This is a genomic window from Hohaiivirga grylli, from assembly GCF_039655745.1.
GTDB lineage: Bacteria > Pseudomonadota > Alphaproteobacteria > Rhizobiales > Beijerinckiaceae > Hohaiivirga > Hohaiivirga grylli.
The window spans coordinates 239,182-259,224 of record NZ_JBBYXI010000001.1 but is presented as its reverse complement, the minus strand read 5'-3'; the positions used below and the strand labels follow the sequence as shown (position 1 = coordinate 259,224).

Sequence of the window (20,043 nt, the reverse complement as noted above, 5' to 3'; positions counted from 1 at the left end):
CATGAATCGTATTTTTTCCGATCTCCCGACAACTGTCTTTGAAGTCATGTCAGGACTTGCCCGGGATACCGGTGCCATTAATCTGGGGCAGGGTTTTCCCGATGATCCGGGGCCGGAAGATGTTCGTGAAACAGCAGCCCGTGCCGTTCTGACCGGTTATAATCAATATCCCCCCATGATGGGCCTTCCTGAACTGCGACAGGCCATCGCCAAACATTATAAGCATTGGCACAATGTTGATTATGATCCGCAGAGTGAAGTCATGGTCACATCCGGTGCAACAGAGGCACTGGCAGGCGCTCTCTTTGCCCTGATTGAACCGGGTGATGAGGTGGTGCTCTTTGAGCCAATGTATGATGCCTATCTGCCCCTCGTACTGAGGGCGGGCGGTATTCCAAAATTCGTGACCTTGAAGCCTCCAGCATTCGGCCTCGACAGGCAATCTCTGGAAAACGCCTTTAGTGATAAAACCAAGGCTGTTGTCTTCAATAATCCCCTGAACCCGACAGCTACTGTCTTTTCAGATGCAGATCTCTCTCTTCTGGCGGAATTCTGCATCAAACATCAGGCCTATGCCATCAGCGATGAAGTCTGGGAGCACATTGTCTTCGATGGGCATCAGCACAAACCCCTTGCAACCATCCCCGGAATGCGTGACCTGACTATTAAAATTGGCTCTGCCGGCAAGATATTCAATCTGACGGGCTGGAAAGTCGGGCTGGTCTGTGCTTCTGAAAAGGTAATGAAAGTTATTGGTAAGGCTCACCAGTTCCTAACCTTTACAACAGCGCCAAACCTGCAGGTTGCCGTTGCCTATGGTCTTGGCAAGGATGACAGCTATTTTGAAAACCTGCGCAGCAATCTGGCCCGCAGCCGCGATAAATTGACAGACGGGCTGCTTCAGTGCGGTTTCAAGGTTTTGCCATCTCAGGGAACCTACTTCCTGAACGTTGATATTGCACCACTCGGGGAAACCGACGATGTTGAGTTTTGCATGCGTATGGTAAAGGAATATGGCGTTGCAGCCATCCCGGTCAGTGCTTTCTATGCCAATGGTTCGGTCCGGAATATTGTTCGGTTTTGCTTTGCTAAAAATGATGCAACCCTTGACGCAGCACTGGAGCGTCTGGCAAAGGTTAGCCCATAATTTATAAAGATATGGGCATAAAATGAATACAGTATCATCTACAAAACGCTTCAAGATCATGCTTGCAGTTGGAATTCTGCTATTAGGATTTGGCGCATTAACCTATGATTACACTCCAAGTGCGGATTCATCTCTTGAAGCTGCCTGCCGCGCAAAACTCTCCCAACAGGGAGGCGGATTGGCGTCTATGGCTGAACGCTGCAAAGAACAGGCTTTTGCGACCGCTTTTACAGCTCAGGACGCCCGCTCTGCAGCAAGTCGCATTGGTAGTACCAATCAGTTTGAGGTTATCATTCATATGGTATCCATGTTTGCCCTTGGCCTTGGCGCCGTCTGGGCAATTTTTGGAGCCCTTGGTTGCTTCGGTCTGATTAAACCCCGTCAGAAAAAATAGCGGAACAACGGGGCCATCAAAGTAAATCATCTGTTGGATATTGTTTTTCTTGCTGTTAGGCTAACTATATTGTAGCGACAAAAATCAGCCACATAACCCCTTAAACCTTACAGTTCCGGAAAACGACCTAATAGAGGATTTTCCCTGCATGATTCGCAAATTTTGTGCCGCAATCACCCTTGCCGCAACTGTCGTTACCGGAGCTGCCGCTCAGGAACGTGTTGTCAATGTCTACAACTGGTCAGACTACATTGATCCGCAGGTCCTTGATAATTTTACCAAGGAAACGGGTATCAAGGTTGTCTACGATACATATGACAATAACGAGATTGTTGAAACCAAGCTGCTAACCGGCAACTCCGGCTACGATATCGTTGTGCCAACAGGGCCATTCCTGCAGCGTATGTCACAGGCCAATATCTTCCTTCGTCTTGATAAGACCAGGCTTCCGAACATCAAGAATGAATGGCCGGAAATCATGCAGCGCATTGCTGCTTATGACCCGGGCAATGAACATGCCATCAACTACATGTGGGGCACAACCGGCATCGGCATCAACGTCAAGAAGGTGCGTGAACGTCTCGGCCCTGACCAGCCTCTGAATACATGGGAACTTCTCATGAACCCGGAGATCTCCGCAAAGCTGAAAGATTGCGGTATCTATGTGCTGGATAGTGCAGAAGACGTCTTCCCGGGCATTCTCAACTATGTTGGCGCAAAGCCTGACAGCAAGGCCGCCGAAGACCTTCAGAAGGCCGGTGATGCCCTCATGAAGGTACGTGGCAACATTCGCAAGTTCCATTCCTCTGAATACATCAATGCACTCGCTAACGGCGATATCTGCATGGCTGTTGGTTACTCCGGCGATATTCTTCAGGCGAAGAAGCGTGCAGATGAAGCCAAGAACGGCGTTGAAGTTGCATATTATATTCCGAAGGAAGGCGCCCTGATGTGGTTTGATAATATCTCGGTTCCGATCGATGCTCCGCATCCGCAGGAAGCTCTTGAATTTATCAATTACCTGCTGCGCCCTGAGGTTGCTGCTGCAAACTCCAATTTTGTTTCCTACGCTTCCGGCAATCTGGCAGCAAAGGAACTTGTTAAACCGGAAATCCGCAACAATCCTGGCATTTATCCAGACGATGAAACTTTTAAGCGGCTCTTCACCGCAACCGCTTTTGACCAGAAGTCACAACGCCTTCTGACCCGTCAATGGACACGGATCAAATCCGGTAAATAAGCCGAAACCAATCTGATTTTCTGAATGGCCGCTAAAGTGATTTAGCGGCCATTCATTTTTGTGGCCCTATATATTTTGCAACAAAGGAGCAAGATACATGTCAACCACCGGATATATTTCAAAAATCATGGGCCTGATTATGGCCGCTGGTATTATTGTACCAACCATGAATGGTATGGCCACAGCACAAGAAACTGCATCCGAAACCTATAGCAAGGCAACAATTGTCATTCAGGGTACCGGAATTGTAACCAGAAAGCCTGAATTTGCGCGTGTGATATTGAATGTCTCTGCCCGCTCTGAGACGATTCCAGAAGCCTCCGCGGCAAGTAAGGAAGCCAGCAAGAAGGTTCTGGAGAAGCTGAAAGCTTTCAAGATTGCCGATACAGACATCAAGACCCTGAATATGGATGTATCCATTTCCAGAAAATCCTCCGGAAAATTCTCAGGCAGCAGTGAAGACGGTTATCGGACAAGTCAGCAGTTTGAACTTATTCTGCGTGATCAGACAACGGTTGGACAGGTTATCGGTGAGCTTTTGGCCATCGACAACGTCAGGGTTCAAAGTCTGTTCTGGGATATCGAAAAGTCTCAGGAAGTCGATGATGAAGCCCGTAAAGCTGCTGTTGTCGATGCCCGCCATCGCGCTGAAATCTACACGCAGGCAGCCGGTACCAAGCTTGGTAAGGTCTTACAAATCCGTGAAGGTGGCGGTGCCCGCCCATTCAATCAGCCTGTAGCCTATGGCGCTATGGCAGCCCCTGCAGGTGTCAGTGCCAGCCCTGCTGCCGAGATGCCAGTCGTTCCGCCTTCCGAGCTGACATTTGAATCTGGCATTTATATTGTCTGGGAACTCCAGCCTTAAGAATTTTGCAGCCGGTTACTGTATCCGGCTGCAACCATCTCTGAACTCAGCAAGACGATCAGCAGCCTCTGTCAGCGGGTAGCTGACTGTCTTGTTTGAGCGGATAATATCAAGCTTCTGACCATCTTCAATTGCTGTAAAAATTGGATCATCCGCTTTCAGAGGTGCAACAGAGCGTAGCATTTCCTCATCCGAATCATACGAGGTCTGTGCCTGTGTTGTGGTTTTTACATTGCCAATCTGCAAGGTGACTTCAAATTTATCACCTTCCTTGGCTGCACCACCCTGCGTTTCATATAAAACAACGTAGGTATTTTTGGTTTTAACCTCACAGGCAAAAGCAACCGCAAACTGATCGCTCTCAGGTATGGAATAAGCCAGATAAAAGAACTCATCGTCCTGATCTGTTACCCAGGCCATTTCATTATCAGCAGTTGTTTGCGCAGTTGAATGGGCACCTCCAAAGAGGATCAGCGAAAGTCCAAACATCAGAACATGAAATATCTGCTTCACAACAAACCTCTTGAATGGCGTAAATCAAAAATCATTTGGTAATCTAAACTGATTTTCTCTTACAAGAAACCAGCTAAATAAAAACCCCGGATTTACTATTTTCTCAGGTATTTTATACCTGAGAAAATACAGAATTCCGAGGTTCAGAGAACAGGATGCCCTATTTGCATTCTGATACAGCTGTTGTCCGATTTAGTCGGCGCAGTCGTCCTTAAACTCTTTCATAGCTTCAGTAATACCCTTGAGTGGGTATGTTTCAGTCTTACCTGAATGGCTCACTACAAGAGATTTATCATCTGCCAGAGCCTTATAAATCGGGCTTTCAAAGCTAAATGGGGCAACGAGTCTGACTGCATTATCATCTTCGTCTGTTGCTTCTGTCTGAAGAGCCGTTTTTACATCACCAATCTGAAGTGTGACTTCAACTTTATCGCCAACTTTTGCATCCAGCTGTTTCACATCGGATTCATACTGATGAACGATAAAATAGGTTTTCTTGCCACCATCATTACAAGCAAATGCAACTTCAACATTCGTTGAGCTGTCGACACCGGAGTAGGCAAGGTAATTCAGACTGGCCATACCCGGTTGTGAATTCCACTTCATTTCTTCTGCAAAAGCAGTTGTTGAGGAAAACCCAAGCATAGTCATTGCCAGAATGGCAAAAGTTTTTTTCATCATATACCCCCAAGGATAAATTTTTGTGATTTTACGCGAGCGGAAGCGCCGTCATTACGGCATAGATTTCTGCTCCGTCGCGGGCGGAGCGAATCTGTTCGAGAATTTCCTGATCTCTCAAAAGTCGTGCAACTTGAGATAGTGCCTTGAGATGGTCTGCGCCCGCACCTTCAGGTGCAAGAAGCAGGAAAACAATATCGACCGGCATACCATCCATTGCTTCGAAATCGACTGGTTTTTCCAGTCTGGCAACCAATCCAAACAGTTTATCAAGATGGGGAAGTTTGCCATGCGGAATAGCAATACCCTCACCAATACCTGTCGAACCAAGGCGTTCGCGCTGGAGCAAAACCTCATAGATTTCAGACGAATCACGTCCAATCAATTTGGCCGCATGTGCGCTGATATCAGCCAATGCCTGCTTCTTACTGGTACTTTTTAATACCGGCATAACAGCTTCAGGCTTCAAGAATTCGAGCAAGGACATGGGTTATTTCACACCATTATAAAAGACGGCCAGGTCTTTAGAAGGCTAGGCCGTCATGTACATTTCAGGCAAAAATCTTAAGATTACTGCCAAGGATTAACTGTTATTGGGTGGAGAATCGACCCAGCCGATTGCACCATCCCCGCGACGGTATACGACGTTAACGCGTCCAGTTCCAGCGTGTTGAAAAACTAAAACAGGAGCACCGGTCATATCAAGCTGTAAAACGGCCTCACTAACAGCAAGGATTTCCAGCTCTTGTGTCGTCTCTGCAATAACAACAGGATGGTATTCCTGCTCTTCTTCGATCTCATCACTGGGCGCCTCGAAAAATGTGTAAGCACCTGTGAAAGCAGCCTTGCCACGCGCAGTTGCATTGCTCATTTTGGTTTTCAGGCGTTCCTGATAACGGCGCAGACGCTTCTCCAGCGTACCAACCGTCTGATCAAAGGATGCATAGGCATCATTGGCAACACCTGTTGCTTCAAGGTTTACGCCAGCTGGCAGGTAAAAAATGCAGTCACTGCGAAAACCATTCCCATCCTTGGATACGGTCACGCTTCCTTTATAATCACCGTCGACAAAACGGCTCATAATACCTTCAATGCGGGATACGATTTGTTGCCGGAGGGCCTCGCCTATGTCCAGGTTCTTGCCGGATACCCGTAATACCATATCAACTCTCCCATCAAAGACCTGCTATCACAATTGATGTCAGGTAAACTGCATACACACCAGATTAAGTTATCCGGTAGCTTATTTTAAACCCCTTTAATCAAATTCAACCCTGTTTCATGACATATCAAGCATACAACATTATGTTATCTTGTCATGTAATCTATTGAAAAACATCAATTTTCAATCACTACATTCAGACAGTGATTTTCTTCAAGCGCCGTCTTTCCATAGATGAGGGTATTTTCAGTGCCTCCCTATATTTTGCAACGGTTCTACGTGCCACATCGATATTCTCTTGTTTCAGATGATTAACAAGAGCATCATCTGATAGAATATTGTTCGCGGCCTCATTTTCAATAAGCTGTTTGATCCGCCGGCGAATAACTTCAGCCGCCTGGCTCTCCGAACCGTTGCTCTGCCCAACAGCGGATGAGAAAAAGAATTTCATCTCAAACGTACCACGATCCGTTCCAAATGATTTATTGGCAGTGACCCGCGATATTGTCGATTCATGCAGTTCAAGCTGCTCTGCGATCTGCTTGAGGGTCATGGGCTTTAAATGGCTGATACCATGCAGAAAGAACCCTTCCTGCTGGCGAACGATTTCTGTTGCAACCTTGAGAATTGTCCGAGCCCTCTGTTCCAGACTTTTTGTCAGCCAGTTGGCTTTAGCCAGACATTCCGTCAGAAAGCTTTTCTCACTGTCATCTGCCCCAGCTTTTAAAATCGCCTGATAATCCTGATTAACCAGAACATTCGGTATTGTTTCAGCATTCAGTTCAAGATGCCAGCCACCTTCCCGGCGGGCACGGACAAATACATCAGGTATTAAGGTCTGGACGGGCTCAGAACCAAATACGGAACCGGGTTTAGGGTTGAGATTGCGAATTTCGGCAATCACATCAACCAGATCCTCTACATCAAGCCCGCTACATTTTTTTAAACCGGCCAGATCGCGTTTTGCCACAAGATCAAGGCTCTCCAGAACTTTCTGTATGGCAGGATCAAACCGGTTTCGTTCTTTCAGCTGTAAAGACAGACATTCTGAAAGACTGCGGGCACCCACACCTGTTGGCTCAAAACTATGAATATATTCAAGGGTTTGCTCAACAACTTGAAGATCTACACCAAGCCGTTCAGACACTTCCTCAAGAGCCACGGTCAGATAACCGTTATGATCAATTGCATCAATGAGATGCGCTCCAACCATACGCAGGATAATATCTTTTGTTGCCAGCTCCAGCTGCCGTAACAGGTAATCATGCAAGCTTGTTTCAAAGGGCAGCAACTGCCCGAGTTCAGTCAGCTCTTCCCCTGCATAGCCATGATTACCTGAAAAACCTCCCTCAACAACGGGAGAGACCTGAGTGCTGACATCATCAGGAAAGATATTGTCTAACGAGGTATCAAAGGTCTGTTCCAAATCCTGTTTGGAAGGTAGCCAATCATCTTCCTCTGACGTACCCGGGCTGCCCTCAGCTATAATATCTTCCTGAAAAAGATCGGATTGATTGTCTGGCTCTTCATGCTTTTCAAGCAGAGGATTGCCTTCAACCTCGGCATCCACAAAAGCCTGAAGGTCATAATATGGCATCTGTAGCAGTTTGATCGCCTGAGCCAGTTGCGGCGTCATCTGGAGCACTTGCCCCTGTCGCAGCTCCAGCTTCTGTACCAGACCCAAAAGCACCTCCGGTGTTCAGGATAAAACCCTGAAAATACAAAAGAGATCACCCTATTAAAGGAGCGCTCTTATCATTTGTAACAATACCATTATTGAACAGATTCTTGCAAGCAAGGGATGTGCCAATCCGTTGGCTTAGCTATAAACTGTAACATGCATTCGTGTTAGAAAGCCAAAATATGTCTGACAAAACTTCGGTATTTCTCGACGATCTTGCCATTGGGCAAGAATACCAAAGCCAGCAATACCAGCTTGATAAAGAGCAGATCATCAGTTTTGCGAAACAGTTTGATCCCCAGCCCTTCCACACTGATGAAGCAGCGGCAGAGCACTCTTTCTTTCAAGGGCTTGCGGCCAGTGGCTGGCATACGGCCGCGATTACAATGAAACTGTTAGTTGGCAGCCTTCCCATTGGAAATGGCCTCATTGGTGCAGGGGTAGATGTCCAATGGCCGCGCCCGACCAGACCTAATGATACACTACGCGTTGTCAGCAAGATTATCGAGATTACTCCATCTCGCTCAAAACCAGACCGTGGCATTGTTACGGTTGAGTGCAGAACACTCAACCAAAATGATGACGTATGCCAGAAAATGCTCACAAAAATCGTTGTAATGCGCCGACCATAACAAAAATCAAAAGTTAGCCAGAAGCTCTGGCTAACTCAACATTACCGTCAGTATTGGCCATCCAGAAACAGATGATAGGCAGGGTTATCGTTCTCATCCCACCACGGATAACCCAGTTCATCCAGAAAATTACTGAAGGCAGCGCGTTCAGCTTCCGGCACCTGAATCCCCACCAGTACACGGCCATATTCTGCGCCATGGTTACGGTAATGAAACATGGAAATATTCCAGCCATGCGCCAGACCTTTGAGGAAGGTCAGCAAAGCTCCCGGACGTTCCGGAAACTGGAAGCGGTAAACCATCTCATCCTTAAGGCCTGTAACACGCCCACCAACCATGTGACGGACATGTAATTTAGCCATTTCGTTATCGGTCATATCAACCACACGGTAGCCCTTGTCCTGGAGAGAGCCGATAATCTGGTGTTTTTCCTGATCACCACCACGCAACTGAATACCGACAAATATCTGGGCGATATTCTCAGAAGCATACCGATAATTGAACTCAGTGATGGACCTGTTACCCATTTCTTCAATGAAGGCCCGATAAGCGCCCGGAGTTTCCGGAATTGTCACAGCAATCAGTGCCTCACGACGCTCACCGATTTCAGCGCGTTCAGAAATATAGCGCAGGCGGTCAAAGTTCAGGTTAGCACCACTATTAATCGCAACCAGCGTTTTGCCTGACAGGTGTTTCTGAGCAGCATATTTCTTGAGACCAGCCAGACTGACAGCCCCGGAAGGCTCGGCAGAGGCACGGGTATCATCAAAGATATCTTTCACAGCCGCACAGATTTCATCACCGCTGACCGTAATCATGTCATCAAGCAGATCATTGCAGATACGAAACGTCTCTTCACCAACCAGACGCACCGCAACACCATCAGCAAAAAGACCAACCTGTTCCAGTTCAACACGTTTATGCGCCTTGATTGATGTGGTCATTGAAGCCGCATCATCGGGCTCGACACCGATGATCTTGATATCCGGATAAACATATTTTGCGTAAACTGCGATACCTGCCGCCAGACCACCACCACCAATCGGGACAAAAATGGCATCAACCTTGCCGGAATGCTGGCGCAGGATTTCCATTGCAATTGTTCCCTGACCAGCGATCACATCCGGATCATCGTAAGGATGAATGAATGTCAGGCCACGTTCTTTTTCCAGCTGGCGGGCATAGACGGAAGCTTCATCGAAACCATTGCCATAAAGAACAGCATTTCCACCGAAGCTTTTGACGGCCTCAACTTTAATATCCGGTGTCGTACTTGGCATGACGATTGTTGCTTCAATACCAAGACGGCGCGCAGCCAAAGCAACACCTTGTGCATGGTTTCCGGCTGATGCGCAGATAACACCTTTGGCAGTTAACTCAGGCGGCAGATTGGCAATCTTGTTATAAGCGCCACGAATCTTGAATGAAAAAACCGGCTGTAAATCTTCGCGCTTCAGTAAAATCTGATTTTCTGCCCGCTTGGATAAACGCAGCATAGGGTCAAGCGGCGTTTCAACAGCCACATCATAAACCCGGGCAGACAGGATTCTCTTGATATAGTCTTTCATGTCACAAATAACCTGAAGCGTACTGGTAAAACAAAATTGCGTTTCAATGATAAAAACAGAATGGTTCTTTCGCATGAGATGTTCTTAAGCGCAAAGACAATTTGCACTTAAAAGCCCCCATTCATACGAAAAGCCTTAACCGCTGTTCCGCAATCCGGCCGAGATACCGTTAATGGTCAGCTGGATGCCCTGCAGAACGTTCTCATCACCGGGAGCGGTTCTGTGCTTCTTCATCATCTCAAGCTGAATATGATTCAGCGGATCAAGATACGGGAAGCGGTTCTGGATTGAACGATTAAGCAATGCATTGCTTTGCAGGAGGTGATCCTGCTCCATGATGTCACAGATCGCCTGAACGGTATCCCGCCATTCTTCCTTGATCCGGCCAAATATCTTCTCACGCAACGCGACATCCGGAACGAGCTCTGCATAGCGCGAAGCAATAGCGATGGAGCTTTTAGCCAGAACCATGTCCATATTAGACAGCTGCGTCTGGAAAAATGGCCAGTCACGATACATCGCTCTGAGACTTTCCATTCCATTTTCAGGATGCTTTGCCAGCCATTCCTTGACGGCAGAACCGAAGCCATACCAACCCGGAAGACTGAGACGACACTGTGCCCAGCTGAAAACCCATGGAATGGCGCGCAGATCTTCAATGCTACGTGTTTTCCGACGAGATGACGGGCGGGAACCGATGTTTAAAGTTGCAATCTCGGTAATCACCGTCGAAGACCAGAAGTAATCTTCAAATCCCGGGGTTTCATAAACAAGCGAGCGGTAAGCCGCATAGGCAGATGCAGACAGCTCTTCCATTGCTGCCAGATAGTCATCGCTTGGCGCCTTGCGATTGGGCTGCAAGAGTGATGCATCAAGGGTTGCTGATGCGATAATTTCAAGGTTACGACGGCCTGCCTCAGGGCGTGAGTACTTACTGGCAATGATTTCACCCTGCTCAGTAATCCGTATCTGACCGTTCACGGCACCACCCGGCTGGGCCACAATACCATCATAGCTTGGCCCACCACCACGACCGACCGAGCCACCACGACCATGGAACAGGCGTAATTTAACACCATGCTTTTTGAATACTTCAACCAGCTGGATTTCGGCCTTGTAAAGCTCCCAACCAGAGGTCACAAAGCCACCATCCTTGTTTGAGTCCGAATACCCAAGCATAACTTCCTGAGTATCTCCCAGACTCTCAACCAGCTTACGATAATGCGGAACGCTGAACAGCTTATCCATAACAGCGCCGCAGTCACGCAAATCCTCAATTGTTTCAAACAGGGGCACAATGGTCAGTGCACTGGAACCACCGGGTGAAATCATCCCGGCTTCTTTCAGCAGAAGGGCGGCTTCCAGCATGTCAGAAACCGTGCGCGTCATTGAAATGATATTCTGCCGGATAACTGATGAACCAAAACGTCGATGGGCATCTGCCGCCGTCCTAAAGACTTCCAGCTCCCCTGTGGTCTCTTCGGAATAGGCAATGAACGGAGATACCAGCGGACGGCTGGCGCCAAGCTCCTTTACAAGCACTGCGATACGGGCATCTTCATCAAGCCCCATATAATTTGTGCCCGGCATCGCGGCTTCCAGCAACTCATGAACTGTCCGCTCATGAACATTTGAATTCTGTCGCAAATCAACGGAAGCCAAATGGAAGCCGAAACAATCAACCGCCCGGATCAGTGAACGGAGACGGCCATTGGCAATAATTCCAGACCCGTTTTTTTCAAGCGAGTCTCGAATGATCTCAAGTTCATCGGCAAACGCTTCCGGTGTCTGATAAGGCTCAGCCTCACCCAGAGGCTGTCGATCAATTGTGCTTTCCAGGCTTGTCGTGGTCGCAGCAAGGCGTGCATAAATGCCCGACAAGGCGCGCCGATAAGGTTCACGATGGCGATGCGGTGAATGATCAGGAGAATCTTCAGCGAGCTTCAGCAGTTCCGGAGAGACAGAAACAAGCCCGTCCGACAATGACAACTCACTGCCAAGCTTGTGAACCTCTTCCAGATAGAAACTCATGATACGGCCTGACTGCATATTGGTGGCCTGACGCAGAACATCAGCCGTTACAAACGGGTTGCCATCCCTGTCGCCACCAATCCAGCTGCCAACACGAAGAAAAGTGCCAATCTCGCTTGGCTGGTTGCCCATCTTGGACAGCTCATCTTCCAGAGCGATATGCAGATGCGGCACTTCCTTGAAAAATGTGTAGTCATAGTAGGACAGGCCATTTTTGACCTCATCCAGAACAGTTAGCTTATTGTGACGCAACAGATCGCTGTTCCACAAGGTCACAATGGCGCGCCGAACTTCTTCATCACATTGCTCCTGTTCATCATGAGTCATCTGCGTACGGTCACGCAAGGCGAAGAGGTCTGCAATTTCCTGCTCGCGATCAAGCGTACTTTTGCGTCTCACCTCTGTGGGATGTGCTGTCAGCACAGGGCTGATATTGGCCTCATCAAAGAATTTTTTCAGCACATCTGCTGTAATACCGGTATCTTTAGCTCTGTTAAGGGCCTCAACCAGAGTGCCTCTACGCGGAGCGGAACCGGCAATGGCATGCGCACGGGTCCGACGGGTCCGGTGTTGATCTTCGGCAATATTGGCAAGATGTGAGAAATAGCTGAAAGCGCGGATAATCCGCAAAGACTGCGAAGGTGACAGCGAATTGAGCAAACGATCCAGCTCATGCTTTGCAGCCTCATCGCCCTCACGATGAAACTGTTTCGAGTTGACACGAATCTGCTCAACAATATCGAAAATCTCCTCTCCTTCCTGCTCACGCACGGTATCACCAAGAAGGCGCCCAAGAACACGAATATCCTCACGCAGAGGGAAATCCTTATCCTGATATGAAGCAGAAGAGCCGGAATTATGGGGAGACATGAACTTCACCTTACCAATAACTGTCATGCAGAAGAAAACACAAAGCCATCAATAGCCTGCATATGCAGACTTTAAGGTTTTGTATGAATTTGGAAAGGGCCTAATATAAAACTATGCCCTAATCTTTTATTAGCGCCGTCCGCGAATGACAGAACGAATGGCAAAACTCGACTGAATGCGCGAGACACCAGGAAGGCGCGACAGAATTTCAGTATGAATGCGCTCATAATCACTGGCATTCTGCGCCTCTACAAGGAGCAGGTAATCCTGCATCCCCGTCATCAGATAGCATTCACGCACTTCACTGCACTTGCGGATTGCCGTCTCGAAACGCCTGAGAAAATCTTCTGTCTGACGTTCCAGAGATATCTGCACAATGACAACGGTTGTACTGTTGTCGATGCGTTCATCCAGAATAGCCGTATAACCTCTGATGACACCGCTACTTTCTAGCAGCTGCAATCTGCGGTGACAGGCAGACTGCGAGAGGCCAACAAGCTCAGCCAAACGGGCATTACTGATACGGCCATCTGTTCTCAAAACACGAATTATACGTTCGTCTATAGCATCGCGCGGCATGATGATTTCTTCTAAAAACAGGACATTTCTTCTAATATACCTCTTAAATTCGAAATTACATCTAATCATAGCAAGAAAAACAGGAGATTATTCAGATTAACTAGTCACATGGACCATAGGTCGATTTGTCGCAATTCACTCCTGATTTTCTGAGGCCGCGCAATGAAGGTTTTTGTTCTGGGAAGTGGTGTTATTGGTGTAACAAGTGCCTATTATCTGGCCAAGGCCGGGCATGAAGTTACCGTTATCGATCGAGAGGCAGGCCCGGCCCTTGAAACCAGTTTTGCCAATGCGGGTGAAGTCTCTCCCGGTTATTCAGCACCCTGGGCCTCACCGGATGTGCCGCTGAAAGCAATAAAATGGCTCCTGATGAGCCATGCACCCCTGATTATTAAATTCCGCGTTGATACCCAGATGATCAGCTGGGTCATGAAAATGCTGCGCAACTGCACATCTGCCCGCTATGCCGAAAACAAGGCCCGAATGGTACGTATTGCAGAATACAGCCGTGACTGCCTTGATGAACTGCGCAGGGAAACGGGCATCACCTATGATGAGCGGATGCAGGGCACTCTCCAGCTTTTCCGCACCCAGAAACAGCTGGATAGCATTGGTGGTGATATCGCCGTTCTTGAGCAGTTTGGCGTGCCTTATGAAGTTCTTGATCGTCAGGGATGTATTGGTGCCGAACCTGCCCTTGCCAAGGTAACTGATAAATTTGTCGGTGGCCTTCGTCTCCCGAATGATGAAACCGGCGACTGTCATATCTTCACAAATCGCCTAGCAGATATCTGCAAGAGTATGGGTGTCACCTTCCTATTCAACACAATCATTCAGGGCTTTGAGACAAACGGCCAGAGGGTAACCGGCATCCATACCGATAAGGGCGTCGTGAGTGCTGATCATTATGTCACTGCTCTTGGCAGTTTTTCAGCGCCCATGCTGAATCAGATTGGTCTAAATCTGCCAGTCTACCCTGTCAAAGGTTACTCAATTACCGTTCCGGTTCGAGAAGACAGGGATGCCCCGGTTTCAACCGTGATGGATGAGACATATAAAGTTGCCATCACACGTCTTGGCGATCGTATCAGGGTTGGTGGCATGGCCGAGCTTTCCGGCTATAATCTCAAGCTCGATGCCAAACGACGCGAAACACTTGCCATGTCTCTGACTGATCTGTTTCCCGATGGCAGCAAAATCGACGATATGCAGTTCTGGACAGGTATGCGGCCAATGACACCGGATGGCACACCGATTATCGGACCGACATCGTTCAGCAACCTGACAACGGCAACGGGACACGGAACCCTAGGCTGGACAATGGCTTGCGGCACAGGCCGACTTGTGGCTGATATTGTATCAGGCCGGAAAGCAGATATCGAAACCGCTGATCTGTCGATCAAACGGTATAGCTCTGATTTCACAACTTCAGGTCTTGCACTCGCGTAATTATATATGTCTTTTATAGACTTAACCGGCAGCTTGTTTTAAACAGGATGCCGGTTAATCATTTTTATTGCGCAATTCATCCCGCCAAGAGGAGTAAACCATGAAGGCCTTGCAACGCCTGGGTGTCATTCTTTCCTGTGCCGTAATGGCTGTATTTGCAGGCTTTTCAGCCACGCAGACTGCCAAAGCAGAAACCGTTAAAGTCGGGGTTCTGCGTTATGTTTCTTCCGGCGGGCTGTTTCTTGCTGTTGAGCGCGGGTACTTCAAAGCTGAAGGCATTGAAGTTGAGCTAAAGTTCTTTGAAGCTGCCCAGCCAATTGCCGTAGCCGTTGTCTCTGGTGATACCTCTTTTGGTGTTACAGCCCTGACAGGCGGCTTCTACAATCTTGCAGGCAAAGGTGCGCTTAAGATTATCGGTGGGCAGGGCATGGAAAAGAAGGGTTACGAAGGTAACCTGATCGTTGCCAGCAATGAGGCTTTTGCGAAAGGCCTGACCGATGCCTCCAAGCTTGCAGGCAAATCTGTTGGTATTTCTCAGATTGGCTCATCCTTCCATTACCAGATCGGCCAGATCGCCAAAGCCAAGGGCTTCAAGCTTTCTGATGTTTCACTGAAGCCATTGCAGTCGCTTTCAAACATGATGGCAGCCGTAAAGACCTCACAGGTCGATGCCATTATTATCGCGCCTCATATGGCTAAAGCTCTTGAAAAAGCAGGTGAGGGTAAAATCATTGGCCGTGTTTCCGATATCGACGAATATCAGTATGGCGGATTGTTCACGAGCACCCAGATCATTGAGAAGAATCCTGAACTGGTTCAGAAGTTTTTCAAAGCTTATCAGAAGGGTATTATTGATTACTCCAAAGCCTTCCTGACAAAAGATGACAGCGGCAAGATTGTATTTAATTCTGATACAGACAAAGCTGCAGAAGAAATTGCCAAATACGTCTATCCGGGCGAAGCACTGACGGCATCTGTGCCAAAAGTGAAAGATTCAGCTTTCTATCTCGCAGATCGTGCCGGCCTTGATCCCGAAAACATCAAGGCACAGATTGACTGGATGAAAGAGAACAAGCTGGTCGACAGCAGCGTCGATGCAGACAAAATCATCGACCTGACTTTCATCAAGGCAAATCCATAATCTCAATTTCTGACGCAGACCGTTCGATCTGACAGCGGTCTGCGGACATCAAAAACATATGAAACTGATCGCCGATACCATTCGCCATTCCTATGGCCCGTTGACTGTTCTTGAGGATATCTCTTTTGAGGTAGGCCCCGGAGAAGTCGTTGCTATTGTCGGGCCAAGTGGCTGCGGTAAATCGACACTTTTGCGCATTCTTGGCGGCTTGGAAAAGCCAACCTCCGGGCAGGTACTGGTTGAGGGTGAGCCACCAGAAGGTTCGATAAACCCATTAACATTCGTCTTTCAGGATTTCGGCCTACTGCCATGGCGCAGTGTTGAAGGCAATATTCGTCTGCCACTGGAAGGCAGCGGTCTCAAATCATCTGAAATAGAAGGCAGGATCAGTAATGCCCTTAGCCGTACCGGCCTTTCAGATTTCCGCAAGGCTCTACCAAAACAGCTCTCAGGTGGCATGAAACAGCGCGTCGGGATTGCCCGCGCCCTTGCCGTTCGTCCATCCGTTATGTTTATGGATGAGCCATTGTCAGCGCTCGATGCCCAAACACGCGAATTGCTGATGGATGATCTCGTAACATTGGCTGAAGGCTTTGACGGGCATCAGCTGGCAACCGTTTATGTCACCCATAATCTGGAAGAAGCAACACGTCTGGCCGACCGAATCCTTGTTCTGTCACGCCGTCCGGGGCGGATTCGCTCGGTTATCACAATTGATCGTCCACGCAGGGAACGCTCTGCTACTGACCCGGATATTGCGAAACAAACCCGCGAGCTTTGGGATCTCATCCGTAATGATGCCGCTGAAGCTGACCGTGAATTGACATCAGGTGAGGTCAGCTGATGTCAAATAATAAGAAAGCCCCTGTCTCTTTTCGTGGCGGTCTGCTTATTCCGCGTTGGCAGCGTGGCGTTGGCGCAATTAGCCTTATCCTTCTGATTGCCCTATGGCAGGTGTGCTCCAGCCTTGGCTGGATCAGCCCGATTGCGGCCCCAAGCCCAGCTGAAATTTTCAAAGCGTTAGGCGACATGATCCAGACCGGAGAGATTTACGGTCACCTTGCTGCATCTCTTGGTCGTCTGTTCGGCGGTTTTGCCATTGGTGGCAGCATCGGCATCCTGACAGGGCTTGCAATAGGCTTATGGAGCCCGGCAAGGGCTCCGGGTGTTACAATTGTTGCAACCCTCTTTCCGATCCCAAAGATCGCGCTGTTGCCGCTTTTCATCATCTGGTTTGGCATTGGTGAGGCATCTAAATTGGTTACCATAGCCTTTGGTACCTTCTTCCCGATGGTTGTGGCCACCTATGGTGCCGTTGATAACGTTGACCGCTCCCTTATCCGAATGGGCAGAAGCTTTGGCCTCTCAACCTCAGCCATCATCCGCAAGATCGTCCTTCCCGGAGCACTACCCGGCATTTTATCTGGCCTGCGCATCTCAACTTCTATCGGTATCGTTCTGCTGGTTGCAGCTGAAATGATCAACGCAGATCAGGGCATCGGCGGTCTGGTTCTGGCATCAGGGAATCTCTATCAGACGGATCGCCTGCTGGCTGGTGTCTTCATACTCTGCCTGATCGGCCTGATCGTTAACAGCCTGATAGATCTTGCAGAAAAACGTCTGTTGGGCTGGCGATCATAATCTCTGGTTTCAAAACTCTTGCTCGGATACCCCAAGGGGCGTAGGTTCAAACTGATTTAAACCCTCTGGAGATTCAGATGAGCATTGAACGTATCCAACCCGGTAAGCGTATGAGCATGGCTGTGAGCCACAATGGTGTTGTCTACACCGCTGGACAGGTTGCCAAGGCAAATGCCGGTAAAAGCGTTACAGAACAGACAACTGAAATTCTCGGCCTGATCGACGGCCTGCTTGCAGAAGCCGGAACAGACAAGAGCAAGCTGCTCTCAGCCACAATCTTCCTGTCTGACATGTCTACATTTCAGGAAATGAACGAAGTCTGGGATTCATGGGTCTCCCCGGATAATGCACCAGCCCGTGCAACGGTTGAAGCAAAGCTGGCAGCTCCAAAATATACCGTTGAGATTATGGTTATTGCTGCAAAATAAATCAGCAAAAACTGCACAAAGCCGCTCTAACCGGGCGGCTTTTTTATTGTTATAGGGCTTCTGGATAACGCGTATAAACCCGCTCAGGAGCCTAGAGGCACATGGCAAAACCACGGACACTCGTTAAAGTTCTATGCATTGGCCTGCTTCTGAGCGGCGCTGTTGTTGCTGGTGCAAAAATCTACTTCCACTCAATTCATAAAACATATGAAAACGGGATTATCATTGCCCAACTTGATGATGTACCTGTTTATGATAATGGGCCGATATTCAACATCGCCCATGGCCGCCATTATGCTGAAGATGGCTATTATCTGGGCCAGAAATGGCAATGTGTTGAATTCATCAAACGCTATCTCTATCAGGCAAAAGGCCATCGTATGCCGGATGTTTGGGGTCATGCCATATCTTATTATGATAAAGAGCTGCCTCACGGTAAGCTTAACGATAAAAGAGGCATGATACAGTTTCAGCAAGGCGGTAACGAGAAACCACAACAGGGGGATCTAATCGTATTCTCAGGTGCCGGGGGCTATGGCCATGTCGCGATCATTGCTGCTGTCAGCGATAATGAAGTCGAGATAGTACAACAAAATTCCCCACCTGCACGCGAGAAGCTGCCACTCATTTCCAAGGATGGGAACTGGGAAATCGGTAAGAGATCAACCCTCGGGTGGCTACGGATTCCACAACCACCCGAAAGTACGGAAATCAGAGAATAAAACGGCTCAAATCCGTATTCTTTGCCAGAACATCAACCTTTTCATTGACGTAGGCTGCGTTGATTTCAAGCGTTTCACCATCACGGTCAGGTGCCGTGAATGAGATATCGTCAAGAACACGTTCAAGAACAGTCTGCAGGCGGCGGGCGCCAATATTCTCCACGGTTGAATTGACCTCAACAGCAACGGATGCAAGCGCATCAATGGCATCATCAGTGAAGACGAGATCAACATTTTCCGTCTTCATCAGAGCAATTGACTGCTTAATCAGACTGGCTTCGGTTTCCGTCAGAATACGACGGAAATCATCAACCGTCAGTGGCTGAAGCTCAACACGGATTGGCAGGCGTCCCTGCAATTCCGGCAGAAGATCAGAAGGCTTTGCAACATGGAACGCACCTGATGCAATAAACAGGATATGGTCTGTCTTAACCGAGCCATGCTTTGTTGAAACGGTGGTGCCTTCAATCAATGGCAACAGATCACGCTGGACACCTTCACGGGAGACATCGGCACCTCCACGCCCTTCACGGGCACAGATTTTGTCGATCTCATCGAGGAAGACAATACCGTTGTTTTCAACTTCAGAGATGGCTTCCTGAATAATGGCATCCTGATCAAGGAGCTTGTCACTTTCTTCATTGACCAGAGGCTCATAAGCTTCCTTGACTGTCAGCTTGCGGGGCTTACCACGCCCACCCATTGCCTTGCCGAAAATATCACCGATGGAAATGGCACCCATGGATGCACCCGGCATACCTGGAATTTCAAACATCGGCATGCCGCTGTTACCGGTCGGCTGCAACTCAAGCTCAATTTCCTTGTCATCAAGCTCATTATCACGCAGCTTACGACGGAAGCTGTCACGGGTCGCCTGACTGGCGCTGGCACCAACCAATGCATCCAGAACACGCTCTTCAGCTGCCAGATGCGCCTTGGCTTCAACCTGACGACGCTTTTCAGCCTTAACAAGCCCAATTCCGATATCGACGAGATCACGGATGATCTGTTCAACATCACGGCCAACATAGCCAACTTCCGTGAACTTTGTGGCTTCAACTTTCAGGAATGGCGCACCGGCGAGCTTGGCAAGCCGGCGGGAAATTTCTGTTTTACCACAACCTGTTGGGCCGATCATCAGAATATTCTTTGGCGCAACTTCTTCCTTAAGAGGGCCGGTCAGCTGCTGACGGCGCCAGCGGTTTCTCAGGGCAATCGCAACAGCACGCTTGGCATCCTGCTGGCCAACGATGAACCGATCCAGCTCGGAAACAATCTCACGGGGAGAAAAAGTGGTCATAT

The 20,043-nt window shown here is 48.6% G+C and carries 20 protein-coding genes; 11 read left to right on the top strand and 9 right to left on the bottom strand.

Annotation, left to right across the window (positions count from 1 at the left end):
- Position 1 precedes the first annotated feature (1 nt).
- From WJT86_RS01140 to WJT86_RS01125, 4 genes are all read left to right on the top strand, one after another.
- The gene (locus WJT86_RS01140; protein WP_346335658.1) at positions 2 to 1,147 is read left to right on the top strand and encodes an aminotransferase; all 1,146 of its coding nucleotides are present in this window, start codon (positions 2 to 4) and stop codon (positions 1,145 to 1,147) included.
- Between the two features lie 22 nt (positions 1,148 to 1,169).
- Positions 1,170 to 1,541, top strand: coding sequence for a hypothetical protein (locus WJT86_RS01135; RefSeq protein WP_346335657.1), 372 nt, complete (start codon positions 1,170 to 1,172; stop codon positions 1,539 to 1,541).
- A gap of 148 nt (positions 1,542 to 1,689) precedes the next feature.
- A complete protein-coding gene (locus tag WJT86_RS01130; RefSeq protein ID WP_346335656.1) occupies positions 1,690 to 2,781 on the top strand; it encodes a polyamine ABC transporter substrate-binding protein in 1,092 nt (363 codons plus the stop codon).
- A 97-nt stretch (positions 2,782 to 2,878) separates the two neighbouring features.
- Positions 2,879 to 3,646: an SIMPL domain-containing protein gene (locus WJT86_RS01125; protein WP_346335655.1), complete on the top strand. Its 768-nt coding sequence runs from the start codon at positions 2,879 to 2,881 to the stop codon at positions 3,644 to 3,646.
- Between the two features lie 15 nt (positions 3,647 to 3,661).
- On the opposite strand, the gene WJT86_RS01120 is transcribed toward WJT86_RS01125, so the two are convergent.
- From WJT86_RS01120 to rpoN, 5 genes are all read right to left on the bottom strand, one after another.
- The gene (locus WJT86_RS01120; protein WP_346335654.1) at positions 3,662 to 4,159 is read right to left on the bottom strand and encodes a hypothetical protein; all 498 of its coding nucleotides are present in this window, start codon (positions 4,157 to 4,159) and stop codon (positions 3,662 to 3,664) included.
- Positions 4,160 to 4,351: 192 nt separating this feature from the next.
- Entirely contained in the window at positions 4,352 to 4,840 is a 489-nt protein-coding gene (locus tag WJT86_RS01115; protein ID WP_346335653.1) for a GreA/GreB family elongation factor, read from the bottom strand.
- Positions 4,841 to 4,868: 28 nt separating this feature from the next.
- Positions 4,869 to 5,324 carry a PTS IIA-like nitrogen regulatory protein PtsN gene (gene ptsN, locus WJT86_RS01110; RefSeq protein WP_346335652.1) on the bottom strand — a complete coding sequence of 152 codons (456 nt, stop codon included), beginning with the start codon at positions 5,322 to 5,324 and terminating at the stop codon, positions 4,869 to 4,871.
- Positions 5,325 to 5,420: 96 nt separating this feature from the next.
- A complete protein-coding gene (hpf, locus tag WJT86_RS01105; protein WP_346335651.1) occupies positions 5,421 to 5,999 on the bottom strand; it encodes a ribosome hibernation-promoting factor, HPF/YfiA family in 579 nt (192 codons plus the stop codon).
- Positions 6,000 to 6,195: 196 nt separating this feature from the next.
- Complete coding sequence (gene rpoN, locus WJT86_RS01100) at positions 6,196 to 7,683, bottom strand: RNA polymerase factor sigma-54 (protein ID WP_346335650.1); 1,488 nt, start codon at positions 7,681 to 7,683, stop codon at positions 6,196 to 6,198.
- Between the two features lie 179 nt (positions 7,684 to 7,862).
- On the opposite strand from rpoN, the gene WJT86_RS01095 reads away from it, so the two are divergent.
- A complete protein-coding gene (locus WJT86_RS01095; RefSeq protein ID WP_346335649.1) occupies positions 7,863 to 8,312 on the top strand; it encodes a MaoC family dehydratase in 450 nt (149 codons plus the stop codon).
- Positions 8,313 to 8,359: 47 nt separating this feature from the next.
- On the opposite strand, the gene ilvA is transcribed toward WJT86_RS01095, so the two are convergent.
- The 3 genes from ilvA to WJT86_RS01080 all read right to left on the bottom strand — a co-directional run bounded on the left by ilvA (position 8,360) and on the right by WJT86_RS01080 (position 13,360).
- On the bottom strand, positions 8,360 to 9,880 hold the full coding sequence (ilvA, locus tag WJT86_RS01090; RefSeq protein WP_346335648.1) for a threonine ammonia-lyase, biosynthetic: 1,521 nt from the start codon (positions 9,878 to 9,880) through the stop codon (positions 8,360 to 8,362).
- 135 nt (positions 9,881 to 10,015) lie between these two features.
- Positions 10,016 to 12,781, bottom strand: a complete 2,766-nt coding sequence (gene ppc, locus WJT86_RS01085) for a phosphoenolpyruvate carboxylase (RefSeq protein ID WP_346335647.1) — start codon at positions 12,779 to 12,781, stop codon at positions 10,016 to 10,018.
- A gap of 129 nt (positions 12,782 to 12,910) precedes the next feature.
- Positions 12,911 to 13,360: an Lrp/AsnC family transcriptional regulator gene (locus WJT86_RS01080; RefSeq protein WP_346335646.1), complete on the bottom strand. Its 450-nt coding sequence runs from the start codon at positions 13,358 to 13,360 to the stop codon at positions 12,911 to 12,913.
- A gap of 162 nt (positions 13,361 to 13,522) precedes the next feature.
- Between WJT86_RS01080 and WJT86_RS01075 the strand changes: the two genes are divergently transcribed.
- The 6 genes from WJT86_RS01075 to WJT86_RS01050 all read left to right on the top strand — a co-directional run bounded on the left by WJT86_RS01075 (position 13,523) and on the right by WJT86_RS01050 (position 18,741).
- Positions 13,523 to 14,809 (top strand): D-amino acid dehydrogenase, encoded by a 1,287-nt coding sequence (locus WJT86_RS01075; RefSeq protein ID WP_346335645.1) that lies wholly within the window; start codon positions 13,523 to 13,525, stop codon positions 14,807 to 14,809.
- Between the two features lie 100 nt (positions 14,810 to 14,909).
- Positions 14,910 to 15,950: an ABC transporter substrate-binding protein gene (locus WJT86_RS01070; RefSeq protein ID WP_346335644.1), complete on the top strand. Its 1,041-nt coding sequence runs from the start codon at positions 14,910 to 14,912 to the stop codon at positions 15,948 to 15,950.
- 58 nt (positions 15,951 to 16,008) lie between these two features.
- The gene (locus WJT86_RS01065; protein ID WP_346335643.1) at positions 16,009 to 16,794 is read left to right on the top strand and encodes an ABC transporter ATP-binding protein; all 786 of its coding nucleotides are present in this window, start codon (positions 16,009 to 16,011) and stop codon (positions 16,792 to 16,794) included.
- Positions 16,794 to 17,591, top strand: coding sequence for an ABC transporter permease (locus tag WJT86_RS01060; RefSeq protein WP_346335642.1), 798 nt, complete (start codon positions 16,794 to 16,796; stop codon positions 17,589 to 17,591). Before WJT86_RS01065 ends, WJT86_RS01060 begins: the two co-directional genes overlap by 1 nt.
- A 77-nt stretch (positions 17,592 to 17,668) precedes the next feature.
- The gene (locus WJT86_RS01055) at positions 17,669 to 18,019 is read left to right on the top strand and encodes a RidA family protein (RefSeq protein WP_346335641.1); all 351 of its coding nucleotides are present in this window, start codon (positions 17,669 to 17,671) and stop codon (positions 18,017 to 18,019) included.
- A gap of 101 nt (positions 18,020 to 18,120) precedes the next feature.
- Positions 18,121 to 18,741, top strand: a complete 621-nt coding sequence (locus WJT86_RS01050) for a CHAP domain-containing protein (protein WP_346335640.1) — start codon at positions 18,121 to 18,123, stop codon at positions 18,739 to 18,741.
- Here WJT86_RS01050 and hslU read toward each other — a convergent pair.
- Positions 18,731 to 20,041, bottom strand: coding sequence for an ATP-dependent protease ATPase subunit HslU (hslU, locus tag WJT86_RS01045; RefSeq protein ID WP_346335639.1), 1,311 nt, complete (start codon positions 20,039 to 20,041; stop codon positions 18,731 to 18,733). The genes WJT86_RS01050 and hslU overlap by 11 nt on opposite strands.
- Between the last annotated feature and the right edge of the window lie 2 nt (positions 20,042 to 20,043).